This window comes from Flagellimonas sp. S3867, assembly GCF_014698935.1.
Taxonomy (GTDB): Bacteria; Bacteroidota; Bacteroidia; order Flavobacteriales; family Flavobacteriaceae; genus Flagellimonas.
This window is the reverse complement of sequence record NZ_JACVMN010000001.1, coordinates 131,063-153,808: the sequence shown is the minus strand read 5'-3', so window position 1 is coordinate 153,808 and position 22,746 is coordinate 131,063. Positions and strand designations below refer to the sequence as shown.

General features: G+C 39.6%; 16 protein-coding genes. 8 read left to right on the top strand and 8 right to left on the bottom strand.

Annotation, left to right across the window (positions count from 1 at the left end):
* Window positions 1-9 precede the first annotated feature (9 nt).
* The 8 genes from IAG46_RS00700 to IAG46_RS00665 are packed head-to-tail and all read right to left on the bottom strand — an operon-like array spanning window position 10 to window position 13,246.
* Entirely contained in the window at window positions 10-5,334 is a 5,325-nt protein-coding gene (locus tag IAG46_RS00700) for a hypothetical protein (RefSeq protein ID WP_190808399.1), read from the bottom strand.
* Between the two features lie 10 nt (window positions 5,335-5,344).
* On the bottom strand, window positions 5,345-5,944 hold the full coding sequence (locus tag IAG46_RS00695) for a hypothetical protein (protein ID WP_190808398.1): 600 nt from the start codon (window positions 5,942-5,944) through the stop codon (window positions 5,345-5,347).
* 8 nt (window positions 5,945-5,952) lie between these two features.
* Complete coding sequence (locus tag IAG46_RS00690) at window positions 5,953-6,594, bottom strand: hypothetical protein (protein WP_190808397.1); 642 nt, start codon at window positions 6,592-6,594, stop codon at window positions 5,953-5,955.
* Complete coding sequence (locus tag IAG46_RS00685; protein ID WP_190808396.1) at window positions 6,591-7,124, bottom strand: OmpH family outer membrane protein; 534 nt, start codon at window positions 7,122-7,124, stop codon at window positions 6,591-6,593. The genes IAG46_RS00690 and IAG46_RS00685 overlap by 4 nt, the downstream gene beginning before the upstream one ends.
* A 1-nt stretch (window position 7,125) precedes the next feature.
* The gene (locus tag IAG46_RS00680; protein ID WP_190808395.1) at window positions 7,126-9,069 is read right to left on the bottom strand and encodes a DUF2341 domain-containing protein; all 1,944 of its coding nucleotides are present in this window, start codon (window positions 9,067-9,069) and stop codon (window positions 7,126-7,128) included.
* Between the two features lie 13 nt (window positions 9,070-9,082).
* Window positions 9,083-10,582 (bottom strand): fibronectin type III domain-containing protein, encoded by a 1,500-nt coding sequence (locus tag IAG46_RS00675; protein WP_190808394.1) that lies wholly within the window; start codon window positions 10,580-10,582, stop codon window positions 9,083-9,085.
* A gap of 2 nt (window positions 10,583-10,584) precedes the next feature.
* Window positions 10,585-11,709 (bottom strand): discoidin domain-containing protein, encoded by a 1,125-nt coding sequence (locus tag IAG46_RS00670; protein WP_190808393.1) that lies wholly within the window; start codon window positions 11,707-11,709, stop codon window positions 10,585-10,587.
* The gene (locus IAG46_RS00665; RefSeq protein WP_190808392.1) at window positions 11,696-13,246 is read right to left on the bottom strand and encodes a fibronectin type III domain-containing protein; all 1,551 of its coding nucleotides are present in this window, start codon (window positions 13,244-13,246) and stop codon (window positions 11,696-11,698) included. Before IAG46_RS00665 ends, IAG46_RS00670 begins: the two co-directional genes overlap by 14 nt.
* 562 nt (window positions 13,247-13,808) lie before the next feature.
* On the opposite strand from IAG46_RS00665, the gene IAG46_RS00660 reads away from it, so the two are divergent.
* From IAG46_RS00660 to IAG46_RS00625, 8 genes are all read left to right on the top strand, one after another.
* Window positions 13,809-14,231: a general secretion pathway protein GspG gene (locus tag IAG46_RS00660; protein WP_190808391.1), complete on the top strand. Its 423-nt coding sequence runs from the start codon at window positions 13,809-13,811 to the stop codon at window positions 14,229-14,231.
* A complete protein-coding gene (locus IAG46_RS00655; protein ID WP_223826531.1) occupies window positions 14,228-14,716 on the top strand; it encodes a hypothetical protein in 489 nt (162 codons plus the stop codon). Before IAG46_RS00660 ends, IAG46_RS00655 begins: the two co-directional genes overlap by 4 nt.
* The gene (locus IAG46_RS00650; RefSeq protein ID WP_190808389.1) at window positions 14,706-16,124 is read left to right on the top strand and encodes a GspE/PulE family protein; all 1,419 of its coding nucleotides are present in this window, start codon (window positions 14,706-14,708) and stop codon (window positions 16,122-16,124) included. The genes IAG46_RS00655 and IAG46_RS00650 overlap by 11 nt, the downstream gene beginning before the upstream one ends.
* Before the next feature lie 4 nt (window positions 16,125-16,128).
* Window positions 16,129-18,357, top strand: a complete 2,229-nt coding sequence (locus IAG46_RS00645) for a type II secretion system protein GspD (protein ID WP_190808388.1) — start codon at window positions 16,129-16,131, stop codon at window positions 18,355-18,357.
* Window positions 18,357-19,571 (top strand): hypothetical protein, encoded by a 1,215-nt coding sequence (locus tag IAG46_RS00640; RefSeq protein WP_190808387.1) that lies wholly within the window; start codon window positions 18,357-18,359, stop codon window positions 19,569-19,571. Before IAG46_RS00645 ends, IAG46_RS00640 begins: the two co-directional genes overlap by 1 nt.
* Window positions 19,555-20,073, top strand: coding sequence for a hypothetical protein (locus tag IAG46_RS00635; RefSeq protein WP_190808386.1), 519 nt, complete (start codon window positions 19,555-19,557; stop codon window positions 20,071-20,073). The genes IAG46_RS00640 and IAG46_RS00635 overlap by 17 nt, the downstream gene beginning before the upstream one ends.
* A 124-nt stretch (window positions 20,074-20,197) precedes the next feature.
* Complete coding sequence (locus IAG46_RS00630; protein ID WP_190808385.1) at window positions 20,198-21,463, top strand: MFS transporter; 1,266 nt, start codon at window positions 20,198-20,200, stop codon at window positions 21,461-21,463.
* A 226-nt stretch (window positions 21,464-21,689) separates the two neighbouring features.
* The gene (locus IAG46_RS00625; protein WP_190808384.1) at window positions 21,690-22,535 is read left to right on the top strand and encodes a DUF5694 domain-containing protein; all 846 of its coding nucleotides are present in this window, start codon (window positions 21,690-21,692) and stop codon (window positions 22,533-22,535) included.
* Window positions 22,536-22,746: the final 211 nt, after the last annotated feature.

Here is a 22,746-nt window from a genome sequence, read left to right as displayed (position 1 = left end):
TATGTTTTTTTAGTTTCCAACATTTTGATAATTGTAATTGTAACTTTCTATTTGTTTAAACCCTCCTGTACCGTCACCATTAAAGTCTATTACTTCGCTATAGGTGTTGGCAAGTCTGCCCGCTTCATCATATTCGTATTGTGTAGCCAAATTGTTGGGTCCAAGTATATGGGTGAGTTCATCCCATTGGTTGTACACAAAAGTGTTCATTGCACTGGTCACGGGGTGCAATCTAAAGTCATCCACATATATGTTACCCCCGTTACTGAATACTTCCGCAGTTTGTGTCCCGCTGAGCGTGAAATAATAGTTCAACTGCATCCAATCACCGGCCCTTACTGTTTCTGCCACGTTAGGTTCAATAGTATTTCCGGCTACCCGAAGCTTAGCGGCATCTTCGCCTCCAAACTTGACCCATAATGAAACTTTATAACGGTCTGTTTTCCCTTCGGTAACAGATACTACAAAGGCATTTTGACCAGAATTAAGCTGCATGGAATAACCCCCCGTATGGACATTAGTGCTGTTTTGGGTTGCAGAACCTTTGCCCACATGGCCGCCAAAATTGGAGCCTACCAAATCTTCAGCTCCTGAGTAGAACATTTCATTGTATGCAGCATTGGCCGAGGCATACACCTTGGTATTTTCATTTCCCATTTTAGTGGAGATATAATTATCGTTGACATCCTTGACCTCCAAAGGCGAAGACCAATGGTCATAGCGAGTGGTTTCAACTATCTTCTGCCATTCTGAATTGGATTGAGCTCCGGACCAACTAAAGTCAGCTTGAGTAACTTCTCTTCCAAATGTTCCATTGGCATCGAGGGCCTCCTTCCATAAATAGGATTCGTGTTTTCGCCAAAAGCCATCATTGGTCAGTGCACTTTCATTATCATACACTGAACTATTGCGCCAAGTAGTTACCGAGGCACTAGTTGTCATCCATTGATGATTATCATCCGTAAGATTGGCATCCAAATCCACATCGCTCAAGGTCATGGCTTCTTGGGTGAGCATATTTTTATTGTCAATAGGATCCAAAGCTTTGGGGCCCATATCTGGATACACTGAATAGGCAGGGATACGATAATCCCTTTTTACACTTCTGTCAGGTCGTAATGTTCTACTTTCCCTAAAACTGCCCAATACAGGATCAACGTCACCATATTCCACCCAAGTGGTCTGCCCATTGGCATTGTTGGTTACCCTTTTAAGGAGGTTACTATAATCTGTTCGAGTAGAAACACTCAAAAGACGGTTTTTCAAAACTGGATTGTTGCCATCATTATCAGTCTCAAAAATCGATTTTAGGCTATTAAAGGATTCCTGAACTCGACCCTTACCAATACTGTCCAATTTTGTTCCATTGATATAATCATAATTGACCTGGGATATAAGTTGGTCATGCGTATTATACTGTTCAATGTTTTTGAACTGACCGATAATGGCAGTATTGACATGTACGCCAATATGTTTACCCTGCATAGAACCATTGGCATCCGTCATCACCTCTGTTTTAAATATGGGTTCCTCGTAAGGGTTGGAGGTATTGTCACTGTCTTCCAATTCAATATTTTCATCAAAAATGTTGAAAGCAGGTTTTAATACATGGAAATTATAACGAGTATAGTCCAAAATAGTTCCATTGGCATTTTTACGATATAGCGTCACATATTCGTATTGTACCCCAGGGCTCGGTAATTCCGATTGATAGGGTACAAATTGAAACCCGTCAACAGGAGCAAAGGAGGTAATACCAGAGGGTCGACCGGCTCTTTCATGGTCATCCGGAAAGTTGTAATTGTATTCCAACACACCAATATTACCATCGCTAGAAATGGTTTCAATTTTGGAGACGCGCAAACCTCCCCCTATTTCATCGTCGGGGACTTTGTTCGCAAGTAACTTATAAGACATGGTGTGATGGTCTGCACCATCTCCAACACTATTTTCATACTGACCTCTTGGTAAAGGAACATGTTGGTTTGAACCTTTTCCTTCATTATCAAAATAAGCTAATAGAGCAGGGTCAAAAAAGTTGGATTTATCAATAACCGCTTGAGTGTCACATCTAGTCGATGAAGATGATGGTGGACAAAAGTCTAAAGGATTCAGCGGATCCCGATAAACTTTTAGTACAAGTATATTATCCGAAGTAATTTCATCGACAACAACATCATAGTCATATTCGCCAGGCAAATCAATCCCTCCTAGAAAGTCTTCTGAAAAAATACCCTCATCATAGGTTCTGATAATCCATAAATCCAAAAACGATTTTTCTCCAACTATGAAATAGTCATCAAAACTTACTTGAGCGTTTGATTGAATACCTTCTTCGTTTCTTACATAAACATACATAAAAGACCCAGGCACAGAATTTCCGTCTCTTTTGACCGCAAATTCCAAATTATCTTCCCAATACCTTCTTGAAAAAGCCTCTGTCCAATATTTATCCTCTTCATAGGTCAAATTGATGGTGGCGCCCTGAGGAAGCCTGATACTTTTTAGACTCCAACGGTCTTCATCATTTTGAATATAACCCCAATTATCCACAAATTTTTTACGTTCTTTTATGTAATTCTGACGGTAATATGTATCATTTTCACTACCATTCCCTATTACATCTTCACGTATTTTCTCCAGAGATATATTTTCTTTTTCCTCATCGTAATATTCAAAGGCATACGGCGGCATATAATCAGCTTCACCCTTACCCAAAAAGTGTAATCTATCCAAGGTCAATTTCCCTTTACTGGGGTTTTTTACTGATACTATGGAGTTGGATGAATTTTTTGCAAGATCATAACTGTGTTGAAAACGGACTTCCCGTAATACATTGGATTGAATTCCCGAAGCTTCAAAATCTTTGATGTCCAACACATTGTCTTCCTGGTGTAACAAGTATTGATAATTGGAAGAATACGCATTTTGAAAATCGGGAGAGTTCCAAGTACCATCCACCACCTGGTCTTTTGTATAACTGTTGAGTTGATTACCCAAACCATTACCGGAATTGTTCTGTATTGACGATGCTATATTATTTTTTACCAGGGCAATGCGATCCAACCGCAAGGTATATTCTCTTTCATACTGAACTCCGTCATCGCTAGAGTCATTTGGATTACCTTCTTGTACATGCAAATTAGAGTCAGATTGGTTTAACGGTCCAGGGCTTCCAGTTACCCCAATGTTGGCATTATACCCTGCATTTTGGTTGGTGAATTTGTAGTTCATGGTCTTGCCCACCGCATCATGCCGAATATCCTTTACAAATAGAGCAGTATGTTCACGGGATACAATCTTATTTAAATAGTACAACTGCTTTCTTCCAAACGAGAAATATCCAAAATCCTCATCGTCAATCTCTGATAACTGATTAGTGGTATATAGCCGTGCGTCATCTTCGTAGGGTTGTTTCCAGGTATAACCATCAGACCATTTGCCATAATCCAATCGAACCCAATAGCCATAATCCCCTTCATCTACTTTCCCATCATTGTTTACATCTACAAAGTCTGGTCCCGTTACTGCGGTCAACAACCAGTGGGTAGCATATTTGTTATACTGACGACTTTCAGAGACATCCCTAGGGCTATAGGGGTCTTGATTTGCGGTTCTTAACAGTGTACGCTTGGCCGTTTCAAAATGATAAACAGGAAGGGTGAAATGATAAGTTTTTCCATCAGGTGAAGCTATTTTATAAGCTCCTATTCCTTTAGGGTCTACCAAGTCAGCATTGTTGCGTTGATTGAACGGAAGACTTTCCGGTTCTATTACCTCTTCTAAAGTTCCGTTAGCAAACAATCCTTGAACGTCATATTGATACAACTCCTCATTAGTAAAGACCTCAACATAAGATGGTGTAGTGGCTCTATTGTTCGGGTTACCTGAAAAACTATCAGATTCTGGTAAAGGGTCATCAACTAAGTTATATAAACTACTTCCTATAAAATCATAATTGCTGGGAGCAATAATTTCTTTGTCTGAAAAAGCTCCTTCAAAATACATTTGCATTTGGGTATTGGTATTATAACCCAATTCGCGAGTGGCGTTTTTACCTGAATTATGATAAAACACATGGTTTTTCCTGTCGGCGGTATCTGTAGAAGCAGCGTTAAACCCTCTATTAAAAAGTGTTACATTGTCAAACAACCTTGGACGTAACCGCCCATTGATACCGTTGGCCTGTACCTCAAAATTATCGTATCCTGCATAGGTAAAGTTGAGTTTTTCCTCATTAGGTCTAAAGTCAGTTATAAATTCTGCCTCCTCCTGAGGCAAAGGCTGTTCATAAACATCCATATACACATAACGATTCTGATAATCGTTAAAATTACCATCTGGTGCATTAAAACTTGGACTAGAATAGTCAGGAACCTCGGAAGAATACATACTCCCAAAAGCAATATCCTTATACCCCTTTCTGAGGGAATATTTAATCTTGGTTTTTCCAAATTTTACATATAAGGGAATTCCAACAGCTAGTGCTGAAACTTTAAATCCTTGACTACTTACCGAAACGTCATAATCCCCGGAAGAAAAACTTCCAGTGCTTAGACTTGCTCCACCTGTGCCTCCTCCTGCACCAGCATTTATGGAATAAGTGCCACTGGTGCTATAACCAATACCTGTGCTGGAAAATCCATTGCTTGCGCCAATGCTCGCGCTAATATCACCTCCCGAAGAATATCCTATATTGGCTGAAACCCTATCTGAACTGGAACCATTTACAGCTGCCCTTGCATATGCCCCAATATAATACCCTCCATCAGTGTTCAAGCTTCCACTTAAACCTAGCCCTGTTTCATCTTCACCTACCCCAAACATTCCTTTTAATCCCACACTAGCTTCTACGGATCCTTGCAACCCTTTACTGCCTCCCCAGGAAATGCCAACACCTATTTCAGCAGCTTGACCAGTGAATCCAACACCAATATTATAAGTAGTTTCAGCATTTTCATAGGAGATAAAGTTAATGGCCGTACCAGCATACCAATCATCGGGTACAGCAATTTGTTGTCTGTTGATTGCCCCGGCATTCAGATACCAACCCAAGCCGGCCCAAGAGGCATCCAAAGTAGAAGTAATACCCGCATGATAAGCGAGGGTCACGGGAAAGCCATCCACATCCATTAGCGGGAGGGTATAAGCTAAATCTCCTGTTCCCAAGTTTACCATATCTGTGGCATCGACAGGTTCAAAACCTGCCGCTTCCGGAGCGTTGGGCCCTGTATTGGACGCTAAAACATAGTTCACGGGCAATAGACTTGGCATAAAAATCATGGTCAAGAAAATGGCCATTAATTTGTGTGATCGTTTGGTTCGGTTCTTCATTGTCCTTTTTTTAATTGCACTCATTATTGTAGAATTCGATGATGTCTTTTATGTCTTTCTTTTTGTACTCTTTATTTTCAATTTTCTTGATCAGGGAGGGACAGTCCTGAAAAAGTTCCGTTGCACCCTTTTTAAAATTCTTGGAAAAGAGTTGGTTATTTCCCAAGTAAACTGCTTCATCTTCTCCTGCTTTTCTTACATAGGAACTGCTAATGGAATAATGTGTAGGTATTGCTCCTGTTCCATAACCACCTGGTGCAGGTACTCCAGGATTATACCCCACGGAAATTTTTCTAAAAAGTGTTGCTTTTTCACCTGTTGAGACCATTTCCAAAACCTTGGGTTTCTCTGAGTCTTTTATCCTTACCTGTGTATAAGTAATGCTTCTTTCCTTTTGGTGCACTTTCAAAGTGTCTACCAAATCAAGCTCAAAAACTTGTTTTTCAGACTTTTTGGTCTTTCTGAATATTATTTTTTCTTCGCCCTTGAATTTTGCCAATCCTGTTAACACTTCTCCATTTTTGAATAGTATTGTGGCCTCAGTTTTTTGCGCAATCAAAGAATGCAAACAGGTCAATAAAACAAGTAATATGAGTGTTGTGGTCTTCAAAATCTCTTCTAAAATTTTAGTTTTGGTTCTTTCTTTATTAAATCCACAGGAAACTTAAAAGCAACCTCCCCGGTAGAAAGTCCCATATCCGAAATGACAATGTTTAAAAACTCCGTTTGCAGAATTTTGTCAGTTTTGGACACTAGGAACAGTACCATGTTTTTTCCATCCAAATCGTACATTCTCGGATATATGCAATCAATAACAGGCACCGTATCTCTTTTTTGGGTTGAAACCGTTATTCTATTTTTCATATTAAAGGAAAGTTGATGTAATAGCTGTCTATATTTACTTTTGTCCTTTAAACTATGGGTTAGTATTTCCCTATCGCCCTTTCCAAGTGATAAATTGAAATACAGGTAATCCTTATACTTTTCCCTAAATTTTGCTATTTCAATATCCCCAGGGTTCTCGGACAACTCATGCTGTACCATCAAATCGGTGGGGCGGTACATTAGGGAATAGTCGATTCCTTTAACCGTTTTGGTTTTAATGAATCCGTTCTCTTCATCGGCCAAATAGGCTAGCATTTCCTTTTTGGAATCAAAATCGTTTTCACCACAGGATGAAATAGGAAGCGCTACAAGCATGCTTAGTAAAAACACCTTGGTTTTCCACTTCAAATTCTGGATTGATTTATACCTGCTCATTTTCCTTGGTATTCATCGTTAAGTTTATCCAATATGGTTTGGGTTAAATCTGAAGCATCTTGCGCGTACATAATATTTCCATCCCCTTTGGCACCTAGGATAATTTTATATCCATTTTCTTTTCCATAATCCGTTACAAATCCATTGATGTCATTCAACACAGTCTGTGTCATTTTCTGATCTTCCTCTTGAATCTGTTTTTGAATGGCCTGCTGGTAATTGTTGATTTGCTGCTGTTTACTTTGCAATAGTTTTTGTTTTAAATCCAGCTCCTTCTTTGTCATGGAAAGTCGTTCTTTTTCATAGGCTTTCAATTCCGTTTGCCAATTGCCCATTAAACTATCTACATTAGCTTTCATAGTGTTGGCTTTTTCAGCAAAAACCTCACGTTCTAACTTTGTCCTTTCATATCCTTCTACCAACTTATTGATATCAACATATACCAATTCGGATTTTGAAAACGATAGAAAAAAAGCCGCACAACTTGCGATCAATGCGAGAATGGATATGTATAATGGAAGTTTATTCATGTTATTTTCTGTTTTGTTTTGGTTTTTGGTTTTCTTTTTTTTCATCAGTCCTTAATAGGTTTTCTAATTGATTGAGCCTTCTTTCAAGCTTTTGGTTTATTGATTTATGTTTTTTTAACTCGTTTTGTTGTTGCAGCATGTAAAGAGTGAGTTCCTCAATCTTCTCCAACAGTAATCGGTTCATCTCACCAAGTTCTACCCCATTTTCTTCTACCTCTTTAGCAGATGGAATGTTGGGCAAATGCCCTTTTTCTTTAATATGTTTTTGTATCTTCTCTAAAGTTGGCAGATCATAATCTTCCATAAAGACATAGTCCGGCCAGTTGCCGCTAAGCTGCACTTTGACCTCTTCCGTAATCAACTTTCCATCAATGGCCATTTTATATCCTGTGGGTACCGTTGTAGTCCCTATTGCCACGTCTCCACTATAACTGGCGACCGAGTTGGCCTCCGACCAAACGGAACTTCCCGAGCCACCTCCCCCAGAGCTGGCATCAGTGGTCACCGAAATTGCGGTACTGGCAGGACCCTCGTTCCCGGCGGCATCCAGAGCCGTAATGGTAAAACTATATGTAGTGCTGGCCATAAGACCGGTTACCGCATAAGTTCCAACATTACCCAAGGTGGCCTCCAGATTGTTGTCCCTGTATACTCTATAATTCGTAACACCGACGTTGTCAGTGGCTGCGTTCCAGGAAAGGTCGGCCGTAGTATCAGATTTGCCAGGACTTGATGGGTTGGTTGGTGCCGATGGAGCTTGGGTGTCACCGCCTCCCCCACCAGAAACACTTTCGGGGGTTCCGGCGAAAGCAAACGTGGAAGGGTTTAATTGGTTGTTGTATTCAGTAGAAATCCATCCATTGGAACGATAGGTGTTGGATACCCTAAGTTCGTCAAGTTCTCCTCCGATTTCCAAAGTATTGGAGCTTCTTCCTCCTAAATATAGATTTTGCCCTAATCCATCTGGAAGTGTAGCGACCGTGATTTCCGCTGAAAATGTGTTATTCAAAAAAGCTATAATTCCATTTCCATTGGAATTCATCTTTATAACCGCATAATTCCACTGATTAATATTGTAGTTCAAACCAGTATCTTGAATATTCCCATCGAAATATTCTAAATCCTGCTCCGCTTGTGGCAGAATATTATACCCATTACTAACAGTTTCACTTCGCTTTGCCATAACATAGAAGTCATGGAAATGGGTCGGGTTGAACCAGCCCGAAATGGTAAAATTGGACGTGAGGTTCAAACTGGAGCTGTTGCCAACATTGATTAGTTGATTATCTCCATTAAAGACAACTCCATTTCCAATTTGTCCCTGTTGACTGTCATTGGTTTCCATACTTCCAACAGATGTTCCATGATTGGAAGCAGCACCGCTGTCCTTAATTTGAGGGGTAGTTGCTCCTGGGTTTTCCTCCATATGCCATATGGAAACATAATTCGCAGACCAGACGGCTTCACTTCCATAGGTAGAGCTAGCTGCAGGTTGTACCTCACCAGTCTTGTTGTACCATATATAAATCGTTGTGTTAGTGGTTGCGGAAAGACTTGGGATCTTTACCCATATTTGGCATTTACGATTTGAAGCAGTGGAACTAGTAATAAACTCCACTACCTCTATTGCCAATTGGTTATTGCCTGCTGAATCACTGGAAAATCGGATGTCCCCTCCTCCGTTGAGGGCTGAGTTAGCCCCACCATCTACAATTTCGCTGTTAAGATGGTCTAATGTAATGAGAACAGGAAAATCAATATGTGAAATAGCGCCATACACTTTGCTTGACTGAATATCAATGGCTTGTTTGCGATTCCATCCAGGGAACGCGAACATTTCCTCTTCGATGATTTCTTTTTCTGTTTCGACTGTTGTTTTTGCATTGACCAAATTACCGGATAGGATAAAAAGGATTATGAAATTGAATAAAATTGTCCTTCCCATGTTTTATAATTATTTAGTTGTGACTCTTTTTTAGGTTGAAAACCTCTTCCTGAAGGTTTTGCATCTGTTTCTGTTGTTTTTGGAGTAACTCCTGCTGCCTAATTGTATGGAGTGTTAACTGCTCTATCTTCTCCAACAGTAGTTTGTTCATCTCCCCAAGTTCAAATCCATTGGCCATTACTTCCACGGCAGATGGTATATTGGGCAAATGCCCTTTTTCTTCAATATGTTTTTGGATTTCCTCTAGAGTGGGTAGGTCATAGCCTTCCTTAAAGACATAATCCGGCCAGTTGCCACTGAGCTGCACCTTGACCTCTTCCGTGATAAGCTTGCCATCAATGGCCATTTTGTATCCAGTCGGAACAGCAGTAGTACCGATGGCCACATCACCATTATAGCTGGCAACGGAGTTCGATTCCGACCAAACGGAACTTCCCGAACCTCCTCCAGAACTCGCATTGGTGGTGACAGAAACAGCACTGCTGACAAGACTCTCATTGTCTGCCGCATCCAATGCTGATGCGGTAAAACTGTATGTTGTACTGGCTATAAGCCCGGTCACTTGATAAGTGTTCACATTGCCCAAGGTGGCCTCAATGGTGCCATCTTTAAAAATCTTATAGCCTGTTACGCCTATATTATCAGTAGCCCCACTCCAAGAGAGGTCAATCGTGGTATCAGTTTGAACAGTGCTTGAAAGAGTTGGGGCTGTTGGAGATTGAGTGTCACTTCCACCCGAACTTGTATCTGTGGTCACAGCCACTATGTTACTTGCTGGGCTTTCGTTCCCAGCCGCATCCAAAGCCGTTGCCGTAAAATTATATGCGGTGCTTGATGTCAACCCTGTAACCTGATACGTATTCACATTCCCCAGAGTAGTTTCCAAAGCTCCATCTTTGAAGATCTTATATCCGGTTACGCCGACATTGTCCGTTGCTCCACTCCACGAGAGATCGGCTGTGGTATCGGTTTGCCCTGTGGCAGTTAGGTTGGGGGTTGTTGGGGCTTGGCTGTCATTGTTTCCTGCTCCCACTTTAGCGACGTTTAGGTTACTAATATCAAATGAACCACTGACATCACTTTGGTTATTATTGGTGAACAACCGAATGAGCAAGGTAGTGGCACCCGAGGGCACCGTTATTATTCTACCCAATACGGGTAAAGCGGACGAGTCCAAAATAGTCCCACTGTTTGTCACATCATAGATAAAATTTGCGGTAGCATTGGTGACATCCATAGAAATTTCAATTTGGTCTCCTGATACAAGTCCATTGTCAGCAACATTTATGGGAATTTCATACCTCGCCCATGTCGCACCTAAGTCGCCAACTATGTGAAGCCCGCATGAAGCACCAATTTGTACGCCCGTTGCTGTGGTATAAGCCCGTGGATAGCCAGGTGACAGGGTGATTGAGGTACTTTGGTTTGTTAATTGATCGGGGCATTGGGCTATACTATTGCCTGCCCAAAAAACCAATATGATAAGGGTGGGTAGTGATAGATTTTTTCTCATAATTATTTATTCTTTAGCAAATTGATTTCTTCTTTAAGTTGTAAGATGTACAGTGTCAACTCCTCAATTTTCTCCAAGAGTAACCTATTCATCTCCCCAAGTTCAATACCATTGGCTTTGACTTCTGTTGCTGATGGAATATTGGGCAAATGCCCTTTTTCTTTGATATGTTTTTGGATTTCTTCTAAAGTGGGCAAATCATAACCTTCTTTGAAGACATAGTCAGGCCAATTGCCACTTAGTTGTACCAGTACCTCTTCCGTAATAAGCTTACCATCAATGGCCATTTTGTATCCAGCAGGAACAGTGGTCGTACCTACTGCTATATCTCCAGTATAACTTGCTACCGAATTGGACTCTGACCATATGGAACTTCCCGAACCTCCTCCTGAACTGGTATTTGTGGTGACGGAAACCGCACTGCTTGTTGAACTCTCATTACCTGCCGCATCCAATGCTGATGCAGTAAAACTGTATGTTGTACTGGCTGTAAGCCCGGTCACTTGATAAGTAGTTACATTGTTCAGGGTCGCCTCAAGGTTCCCATCTTTAAAAATCTTATAGCCCGTTACACCAACATTGTCCGTTGCACCGCTCCAGGAAAGGTCGGCCGTAGTGTCGGTCTGAGCAGTGCCTAAAAGAGTTGGAGCTGTTGGGGTTTGGGTATCTGCCACAATGTTGTTTATTATTTTTACTTCGGTCAGGCTATTCCATCCATTAACAGAATTTCCAAAACCCAGATAGCGTATATATCGACTATTCTGATTGGATAAGGCAAAACTTTCTAGTTCAGTTGTGACTCCACTACTGACCAGACCATTTTGAACCGTAGTCCAATTGGAACCATCATTTGAAACTTGTATGTCAAAAGTGGACGTGCGTATACTACCCGCATAAAAGGCAATTTGAATTTCATTGAAGTTTTGTGAGGAACCCAAATCAAATTGAGCCCATTGTCCATGATCGTACGCACTCCATCTAGTATTTAAGTCATTGTCATATGAATTTGAGACCACGTTCCCATCATCTGCACTAGAAGATGATGCCACAATGGAGATTTCCTGGGCTTGGATAAAACCCATATAAAAGGTCAACACAAACAGTAATTGAATTTTAAGGTTTCTCATTAATCGTTTTTTTAATGATTGCTATTTCTTCCACCAATGATTTGTTCATTTCACTCTGTTGTAAAATATATAGGGTCAATTCTTCAATCTTCTCCAACAGCAATTTGTTCATTGCCCCAAGCTCAATTCCATTCACTTCTATTTCCTTTGCCGACGGAATATTGGGCAGATGCCCTTTTTCTTCAATATGTTTTTGAATCTCTTCTAAAGTGGGTAGGTCATAGTCTTCCTTAAAGACATAATCCGGCCAGTTGCCACTGAGCTGTACCTTGACCTCTTCCGTGATCAACTTACCATCAATGGCCATTTTGTAACCAGCGGGCACGGCTGATGTACCTATGGCAACATCACCACTATAACTGGCCACGGAATTGGACTCTGACCACACGGAACCTCCCGAACCTCCTCCGGAACTTGCATCTGTGGTGATGGAAACTGCATTGCTTGCTGAACTCTCATTTCCTGCTGCATCCAACGCTGTAACGGTAAAACTATACGCTGTGCTAGCTGTAAGGCCTGTTACCTGGTAGGCGTTAACATTGCCCAAGGTGGCCTCAAGGTTCCCATCTTTAAAAATCTTATAGCCCGTTACACCAACATTGTCCGTTGCACCATTCCAGGAAAGATCGGCCGTAGTGTCGGTCTGGCCTGCACTGGTCAATGCCGGGGTAGTGGGCGCCTGGGTATCTGAAGATGGGTTTGTCAAATCAGTATAAATGGCCTGAATTTCTGAAGTGGAAAGTGCTTTGCTAAATAATCCAACATTCCTTAAGTGATCCGAATATTCATATCCAAAACCAGTATTATCAGCGTTCGCACGTCTTGACCCTATCAAGACATCGACATCTTGTGTAGTTGTTCCTATACTTCCACTTCCTCTAGTCTCAATATGCTGGCCATCCAAATATAGACTTGATTCATTTTGTTTAACCACAAGAGTAAAATGGATGTTCTCATTTACCAATCCATCACTTTGGATAAAGTATTTATCTGAAGGATTACCAATGCTGGTCCAGAATTTATTCTGTGTAACATCTATACCATATTGCCATGAACCACCTGAAATCCCTTTGCACACAAAAACGCCTTGACTTGGAACTCCTGTTCCCAAAAGCCCCATTATAGTAAACTCATCCGTGCCTGGGGTAAAATCCAATACAGTTGGTTGCCCTAAATTGATTGCATTATTGGAACCGGCAAAACTGAATTCCTTTTTTCCATCACTTCTCACATTTAACATGATTGATCCCTCCACAGTTATACCTGTAATAACTTGGGCTTGATCGGTGATGGTGGTAATCAGAGAGCCATCCGCTCCTGTTTGTTCCTCTGCATCTATCCATGCCTTCAATTCTGGTATTCTAGCACTGGAAGGAACCAAATTGGTTTGAGAAATAACAGTTGCGCAAACAAAGAACATGGTCACTAAAAGGACACGTGAAAAGGTGTTGTTAATACCCGTTAGTTCAAAATGTTTTTTTATAATATTCAAAATAGACAGCCATTCTGAGAGGCTTTGAAATTTGGTTGAGGTCATGCCAGTATTTTATTGTAAGTAATTTTACAAGATTCTGTAGGTAAGCTGAAAAAAGTCAACCGATTTTTTAGGTCGATTTATAAATTGACGCAAATTTTAAGGTCCAGTTCTTCTTTTTGCACAAACAAAATGATAAACTAGTACTTTGTTTATCCCGACTTTAATCTGCAAGTGCAGCTGTCAGGATAGTTTTGGATAAAAGTTTCTTGGGAAATGAATAATAATGCTGTTTTTTTAATTGAGGTTGTGGGCATCACTTGAAATGAGGTTAGGGTTAAAATTCAATTTATGTAAGAAAATTACCTTTTTATTCTAAACTTTTTCAAGGTGTTTTGTGAATAATTATGATTTCAAATATCAATAAAGTCCATTAAGAATATTCAACTTACTGATAACTAAAAGCTTAAACCCTTTTCAATCTGTTGATAACTTTTTGAATTGTTAATCTGAAAATATTTATCGAATATTCCATAGATAATTACAAGAAAAAAATTACATTTCAGGTAGGATTAAAATCAACAGATACTAAAAAATAATAGATGCCAGAGTAACCATGTATGGTATGAAAAAAAAGCGCGCTCCCTTCCCCAAAACAAAGATCCCAGCCATAAATCTTCAAGAAACTCTTATTGTACTGGCAATAATTGGCATACTTCTTTTATTGGCACTTCCCAACTTAATGCCGTTGATTTCCAAGGCAAAAAGTGTTGAGGCGCAGGTGCAGTTAAAAGCCATTTACAATGCGCAGACTACCTATAGGTATATGCACAGTAAATATTCCCATGTGATGGGGGAATTGGACTTTGAACCTCCCAGAACTGTTAAGGAAAACGGAACTGCCAATTATGTATATGAAATTTTGAGCGCCGATAACGCCACCTTTAAAGCCAGAGCAGAGGCTATTACCGATTTTGATGGAGATGGTGTGTTCAATGTGTGGGAAGTAGATGAAAACGGTAACCCTAAGCAAATTACGAAAGATTGACCGCTGCATTAACAATTTTGACCATGATTTGTTTAGGCTACATTACAGTTCAGGATTTCAAGGAACGTAAAGTGTATTGGTTTCTGTTTCCTTTGGTCATAATTCTATTAGGGCTTGTTCATTTTTTAAATACTGCCGCTCCTTTGGCCTTTTTTAATTATATCCTGTTAAATACGCTATTTGTTTCAGTGATCATAAGTGTGCTGTACTTGTTTACCCGGATTATAATCAAAAAGAAATTTTTAAACCATGGTTTAGGGCTGGGCGATATTTTGTTTTTTTATGCCTTCGCTTTGGGTTTTCCAACGGTAACATTTGTTATCCTCTTTGCAAATGCCATTTTATTTGCATTACTCTTATTTCTTGTTTCTAAAAAAAGATTGCACCTACGGACCGTTCCATTGGCTGGATTGATGGGTTTATTTCTCATTTTGGTTTTCATATATAACCTAATTTTTCAATCTCCACCGCTATATGGATATTAAGGAAAAGAAATTACGATTGGCACCAGAACTTGTGCAACGTATTTCTGCTGAGCAGGCATTTCATTATAGAATTGTTCCCAAAGAAAAGCTGGATGGAGTACTAACTTTTTATACGGATTCTACATCCTTGGAGGGCCTGATATCCGAATTGCGTATCGTTTTGGAATTCCCTCTGAAATTGGAAACATTGGAATCTTCACTGCTTCAGGACTTTTTGACCGCCAATTACCGACAGGCCAAGGTTAGCCAAAATAGTGAACTTCACTATACTCCCGATTTTCTAGAAAAAATATTGATCAATGCCAAGGCCATTGGAAGTAGCGATATTCATTTTGAACCCTATGAGACCCAGTGCAGGGTTCGTTTTCGTTTGGATGGGAAATTGGTAGAGCAGTTCAACGTACCCATACATGAATATCCAACCATCGTAAATAAGATCAAGATAAGGGCAGGTTTGGACATCGCAGAAAAAAGATTGCCCCAAGATGGGAGAATTACCGTAAAGCATAACGATACAGAGTTTGATATCAGGGTCTCATCGCTGCCCACGCTTTTTGGCGAAAAAATTGTGCTACGGATTTTAAACAAGGATACTCAATCGGTAAGTTTGGAAGATTTGGGTTTTAATGCGCCCGAACTTCGTCGATATAAAGAGGGAATTAAAAATCCCAATGGAATTGTCTTAATATCAGGGCCCACGGGTTCAGGAAAGACCACCACGCTTTATGGCACATTAAAACTGTTGAACGATGCAAAGACCAATATCTTAACCATTGAAGACCCTATTGAATATACGCTGGAAGGAGTTAACCAGGTACAGCTGAAAGAAAATATTGGATTGGACTTTGCCAGTGCCTTACGTACATTTTTGCGTCAAGACCCAGATATTATAATGGTCGGTGAGATCCGTGATGTGAAAACGGCCAATATGGCCATTAGAGCGGCCTTAACGGGCCATTTGGTACTATCAACTATACACACCAATTCTGCATGGGCCACCATTTCAAGATTGATTGATATGGGCATTCCCCCATTTCTTATAGCCAGTACTTTAAACATCAGCGTTGCCCAACGTTTGGTTAGGAAGCTTTGTTCCCAATGTAAAAGACAAGATGTTATTGAAAACGAGTTGTTTCCTGAAGGTTTTGATCCTCCAAAAGACTTGAAGTTTCATTTTTCCCCGGTTGGATGTCAAGAATGTCACCATACAGGTTACAATGGAAGAAAGGCCATTTATGAGATTATCCCCATAAATAAATCATTGATTCCGCATATAAAGAACAATGTTCTAGACATACAAGAATATTTTGAAGAACAACAAATTAAGACCTTAAAGGACAATGCACTTTCCTTGATGAAAAAGGGCATTACCTCGGTGGAGGAAATATATCCCCTATTAACCAACTGATCGCATGAAGAAGAACCTCATATTCATTTTTTTAGCCTTGTCCCTTTTTGCTTTTTCACAAGAAGAAGAAACGCGGATACAAAATATCCAGAACAACCTGGAGTCGCTGGCCGTTGATAATCCGGGACTTTCTGAAAACCTAAAACTCGACATCAATGTAAACAGTGTATCATTATCCAATTTTCTCCTGGCGGTTTCACAGGTTCATAAAATAAACCTCAACATTGACCCCAGTTTACAGGGAATAAACATCGTTAATAATTTCTCCAATGTTACCGTAGCGGATTTGCTGGTCTTCTTATGCAAACAATATGGACTGGATATTAATTTCACCGGAAACATTCTTTCCATTCTTAAATATCAGCCCCCACCTGAAATCATTCCAGAAAGGGAAGCACTTGTAAGTTTTGATGCCTTGAACAATCTAATCTCCATGGATTTAAAAGGGGACCCTCTGGGAAAGGCGTTCCGAAAAATCATAGACGTTTCCGGACAAAACCTATTGTATTCCAAAGGAATGGAGAATATACCTTTGTCCATTTACATTAAAGATGTTCCGTTGGATCTTGCCATGAAAAATATTGCAGAGGCCAATAATCTTACCTATTCCAAATCAAGGGATGGATTCTACTTGTTTGACCAAGCAGACAACACTGATGCTAACAATGGGCGAGCTTCTCGTAGCGGTATTGCTGGTGAGAACTTTTACTATCAGGTATTGGATACCGTAAATAGAATATTGGATGTAGATTTTAACAATGTTCCTATTGCCGACATTGTGCAAGAAATTAGTTTGGATTTAGATCTGGATGTTTATGTGGCAACTCCGCTGACTGAAGCGGGTAACGTCACCTTCAAGGCAAAACAAATCTATTACGATGAACTGCTGACAAAAATATTTGAAAGCGAAACCGTTCAACCCACTGTTGGCGCAGCTACTAATGGACAGCAAAATGTGCAACCACAAAACAGAAATCGCAATCAAAATCAAGGCAGGGCGGCCGCAATACCCGCTCCCAATCTAAACAGTTCAAATTTTACATTTAAAAAAGAAAATGATCGCTATTTCTTTGGCACCGCTGACCAGTTAAGTGTAAGGAAATTGGAAATTGTCCAAATGATGCATCGGTCCGTAGAGCTTTTAGGAGACCCGATGCAGTCCACTGGCTATGGAAGATCAGCTGGAAGAACTATTACAGGTGGAGTCAATTATGTGGGGGGAGGAGGATTTCAAAATGAAGCCAATGGATTTGGAAACAACCAAGGGAACTTAAGGCAAAACTCCAACAACACCCGAAGAATCAATACCCAAAACAACCAGTTTGGTGATTATTCCTCCAATGCCGAGGCTATAGTCAGCATTCTGCCTGATGATGTGGTTGCCGATCTGGACATTAAAATTGATTATGAACTGAACAGCTTTTTGATAAGTGGACCTGCAGCTAGCATTAACAGGTTCAAAAAATTCATAAAACAGATTGATAGACCCGTTCCGGTTGTGTTGATTGAGGTTATGATCATCGAAGTAAGGAAATCGGCAACTATTGAAACCGGAATTAGTTGGGGAATTGGAGATGAGCCGGTTGAAACCACAGGGGGAATCTTTCCACAGACCGATTTGACCTTGGGGGCAAAAACTGTCAATAAAATCATAGGAGGCTTTGATGGCTTCGGTTCCTTTAACATTGGGCGTGTGGTTCCAGAGTTTTTTGCCACAATCAAGGCCATGGAAGCCAACGGTAATATCAAAATAAAATCAACACCCAAACTTTCTACTTTAAACGGGCATCGTGCCAATCTTTCCATTGGAGAAACCACATATTATGTTGTCACAAGTCAGAACTTTTTTGGGTCGCAGATACCCACAGCTTCAGAGATACGCAACTTTCAACCTATAGATGCCGAATTGGCTGTAAGTATAAAACCATTGGTTTCTGGGAACGGACAGGTTACTTTGGACATTAATGTGATACAGTCTGATTTTAGTTCTGAACGTATCGACGAAGATGCACCTCCTGGGCTGACCTCAAGGGAATTCAGTTCTATTATTCGAATGCAAAATCAAGATTTGGCCATATTGGGAGGACTTGAAGAAAAAGTGAAAAACGATTCTGGTAGCGGTGTTCCTTTTTTGGCCAGGATACCCGTTATTAAGTGGTTGTTCAGCAAAAGAAGAAGAGAAGACTCCAGACAAAAGTTGACCATTCTTATTAAACCAACAGTTATCTATTAGTGTTTGATCTTTTAAAAACATATTTCTCCAAAGGAATTACCTCTTATGCTTTAGAGGTCTATCAGATTGATGAAAGCATCTCGTTTCGCCTATTGGAGGTTAAAAGAAAAAAAGGAGAACTTGATATTACTGATAGTCAAACATTTAATGACCTTGGCCATATTTCAAAATTTGCTAAAAACGCAACTCCCATATATGTGGTATATAATGCAGCCGACGTTATAACCAAAACATTGGAAATTAAATCAAAATATGAAGGCCGAGCGGCTGTTGAAAACAAATTCCCAGGTTTGAATCTGGATAATTTCTATTTTCAGATTTCTAAACTAAAGAATCAGTCTGTAATAAGTGTTGTTAAAAAAAGTACTATCGGCGCCTATTTGGAGCAACTTCAAGAACTTAAGTTTAGCGTGGTAGGCTTTTCTTTGGGTGCTTGTTCGCTACGTACAATCCTCGATTATCTTAATAAGGATGTAGTTTTTACCAATTCCGAGGAAATAAGACTACCACAAAATTCTGGTAATGAAATTGCAATTACGAAAACAAAAAGCATTCAGCCATCAACATATAATATCAACGGTCTGAACGTTGAAAATTCAGCTTTGTTAGCCTTTTCTGGGGTTTTAGAATTTCTATTTAATTCAGTTGATACTGATTCCAACTTTGGCGCCATCGTTAAAAGTCTGCGTAGAGCGTTTGAAAACAAACGAGTTTTTTATATTCTTTTGCGTTCTTCATTGGCATTTATATTGATTCTATTGCTTGTAAATTTTTTGTTCTTCAATTTTTATTTTAACAACGTACAATCCCTAAAAGATAATTTGTCCTACAGCACCACCAATAAAAACAGTCTTCTTGTTATGCAGCAAAAAGTTGCCGAAAAGGAAAAAAAGGTAGACGCGGTATTATCCGTTTCCAATTCGAAAGCATCCTTTTACCTTGATAAAATTGGAGCTACCGTGCCATCAAGTATTTTGTTGACAAGACTACTCTATCAGCCATTTAAAAAACCACCGCAAGAATCAAAACCCATTGAATTATTGGAGCATAAAATAATGGTGATGGGCACCAGTACAAACAGTGAAGATTTCTCTTTATGGCTTACCCAGCTTGAGACATTTGAATGGGTGAAGTCCATTGAGACCAAAGATTTCGATTATAAAAGCCGAAACAGTTCAAACTTTAAAATTCAAATTAATGCTATCGGGTTTTAGGAAAAAGAATATAGTATTGATCTTATTGATTTTGTTGTCGCTCTTGTTGTGCTATAAATTAGCTATTTCCAATACTTTGGCATTAAAAAGGGAATATGGAGCTTTAACTAAAGAGGAAGGTTTATATAAAAACATCCCCCAACAGTTGTCGTTGTTGTCCAAAAAAGAAGCGTATTTGGATACGGTACTGCAAGATTTAAACATCAACAATACCTCGATGGAGAATAATTTGTTGCGAATCATTAATCAAGAGGTTTCCAAAAACCAACTTTCGCTCATAGATTATAATCCTGCACATATTTCCAAACAGAATGAAACTAACTTTATTACCTATAATTTCACTCTTAGAGGTAGTTTTCCTTCCATTTTAAAAGCAATTTATTCGATTGAAAAACATTCTGGGTTTGGAGAAATAATACATGTAGATTTTACCAAGGAAAAAAATTATAAAACCCGGAGAAATTTTTTGGAAGCTTCTATTTACATCCAAAGTTTAGAATAAAAAAGTTGATATCAGAGCGAACATCCAATTACTCCAGTGTTTCCAGTTTGGAAATCAAAGCAAAGTGCTATTTTTAGGGAGTTATGAATATCGTCAGGTATAAAAGTTTAGTTCACAAAACTCCATGAATCAAAAAAAAGCGCCTTGGCACTTTCTCCTACTACTCATTTTGGCAGGGGAATCTGTATTTATTCTTCCATTTGTTCTTTCACGAGTGTTCAGGCCCACAGTCCTGGAGGTATTTAACTTGGACAATACACAATTAGGAATATGTTTCTCCGTATATGGAATAATAGCATTGTTATCTTACCTTTTTGGAGGCCCTTTGGCCGATAAGCTCCCTCCAAGAAAATTAATCGCAGTAGCGCTATGGATGACGGCCCTGGGGGGATTGGTCTATGCCACTTTTCCCGGTTACGAAGTATTAAAAGCACTTTATGGTTATTGGGGTTTTACAACAATATTTTTATTCTGGGCTCCGATGATCAAGGCAACCCGCGTATGGGGCGGGTCCACTTCCCAAGGAAAGGCTTTCGGTTTTTTGGATGGAGGGCGTGGTTTAGTGGGAGCGCTGTTCGGAACTATGGGTGTACTTATTTTTTCATGGTTTATAACTACAGATGTTTCACAGGCTACAGTCGTTGAAAATAGGGCGGCCTTTAAGTATGTGATTCTGATATCTTCCGGAATTGTTTTCATGGTAGGGCTATTGGTGTGGCTCTTCATGAAAATGGACCTTCAATCGGAAAAGAAGATTATTTTGGAGAAAATCACGATCTCACAAATAAAAGAAGTCTCACGGTTACCTTCCGTATGGTTGTTAATGATTATAATTCTATGTGCTTATGTGGGTTACAAAATCACCGATGTTTTTTCATTGTATGCACAAGACGTAATGCTCTATGATCAAGTGCAATCAGCTCAGGTGGGCACTTTTTTATTATATATCCGGCCGGTTATCGGAGTACTTATTGGAATACTGGCAGACCGTACACAAACTACATACTGGCTGGTCGTAAGTTTTGTGGTTTCATTTTTCGGTGCACTATTGTTCGCTACAGGAATGATTTCGCATTCGGCAACAATTTTGTTTTTTATATCAATTTTAATCATTGCAGCAGGTGTGTATGCTGCTCGCTCCTTATACTTTGCCGTAATGAGGGAAGGTCAGATTCCCTTGGTTCTTACCGGAACGGCTGTGGGCCTTATTTCACTGATAGGATATACCCCGGACATATTTGCAGGGCCCGCAATGGGCTATCTCTTAGATAACTCCCCGGGGGCCGAAGGACATCAGCATGTGTTTTGGATGTTGGCCGTATTTTCTTTCATCGGGAGTGTCGCCGCTTGGGGATATTACCAATTGTATAAACAACGGAAACACCATTGATGCCCAACATCTTAAACAGAAGTTAGAGTTGGCACGAATTACAATGAACAAGAGATTTGAATGCCAATTTTTGTAACTATCGGTCAAAAGAGAAAATTAAAAAATTCGAAAGACAACCATTCAGTCAATTTTTGCGTCCATATTAATAGTAAAACTTTTTCTCAAGTACAGCATTACAATATAATAAACACCTATTTCGAGATAAACATTGACCAATAGATCAACAATGAAAAACTTATTTTTTATAGCAATTTTATTCTTTTATAGCTGCAATCAAAAAGAACAAATAGTAGATAAAACAACTTCAAAGGAAATCGTAATTGAAATTGAATCGGATAAAATAAAAGTCCTAAATTTTGCGACTTTCCATATGAATACGACCTCCGATGCGGCTAGCATTGAATTTGATGCGGAAAGCCAAAAAAATCAGCAAGATGCAGAAGAAATAGCAACAATCATATCCCGCTTCAAACCCACAGTTATATGCGTCGAAGTACCTATTAGTGAAAACGAGGAATTAAACAAAGAGTACGACCAATATTTAAATAACCCAAAACAAACATCAACATATTATGGTGAAGTCGGGTTGGTTGCCTTTGAGGTGGGAAGAATAAACGATATAGATAAATTATATGGGATTGACCATAGAATGGAATACAATTATAACATCAACACCGAGTTGATCAATGCGATTGATTCTGTCACTTATAATGAATTTCAATCCGACCCGTTCAAAGCTATTCCCGGTTTGAACATATTTGAAGAAGGATTGTCCTTAAAAGAAAAACTTTTTCGGATGAACCATCCAAAATTTTTGGATTTTCTCATTACCGCCAATGCCGATATTTTGACTTATGTCGGGACCAAAAATAGTTTTGAAGGCGCTGACGAGGCTGCAAAATATTATCAAAGAAACCTCAGAATCTATTCAAACCTCAACCGATTACCGCTCACAAAAAAGGACAGGGTATTTATATTATCGGGAGGCAGTCACACAGCATTTTTGAACGAGTTTATGAAACGGAGTCTGAAATATGAGGTTGTGAATACATTTGATTACCTAAAACCTTAATATGGAATTTCTTCTTTGCATGATCATACAACCATTAGGTGCAAGAGTACTTTGAAGGAAAGTCAAAGTGTAAATAATAAAAAGCCTCAGAAGTGAAACACTTTTGAGGCTTAATTATTACCTGTGATCGCGGCAGGATTCGAACCTGCGACCGTCTGCTTAGAAGTGCCCGTAAGCTCATTTCTTCAAAATGGAAAATTCAATATAATCA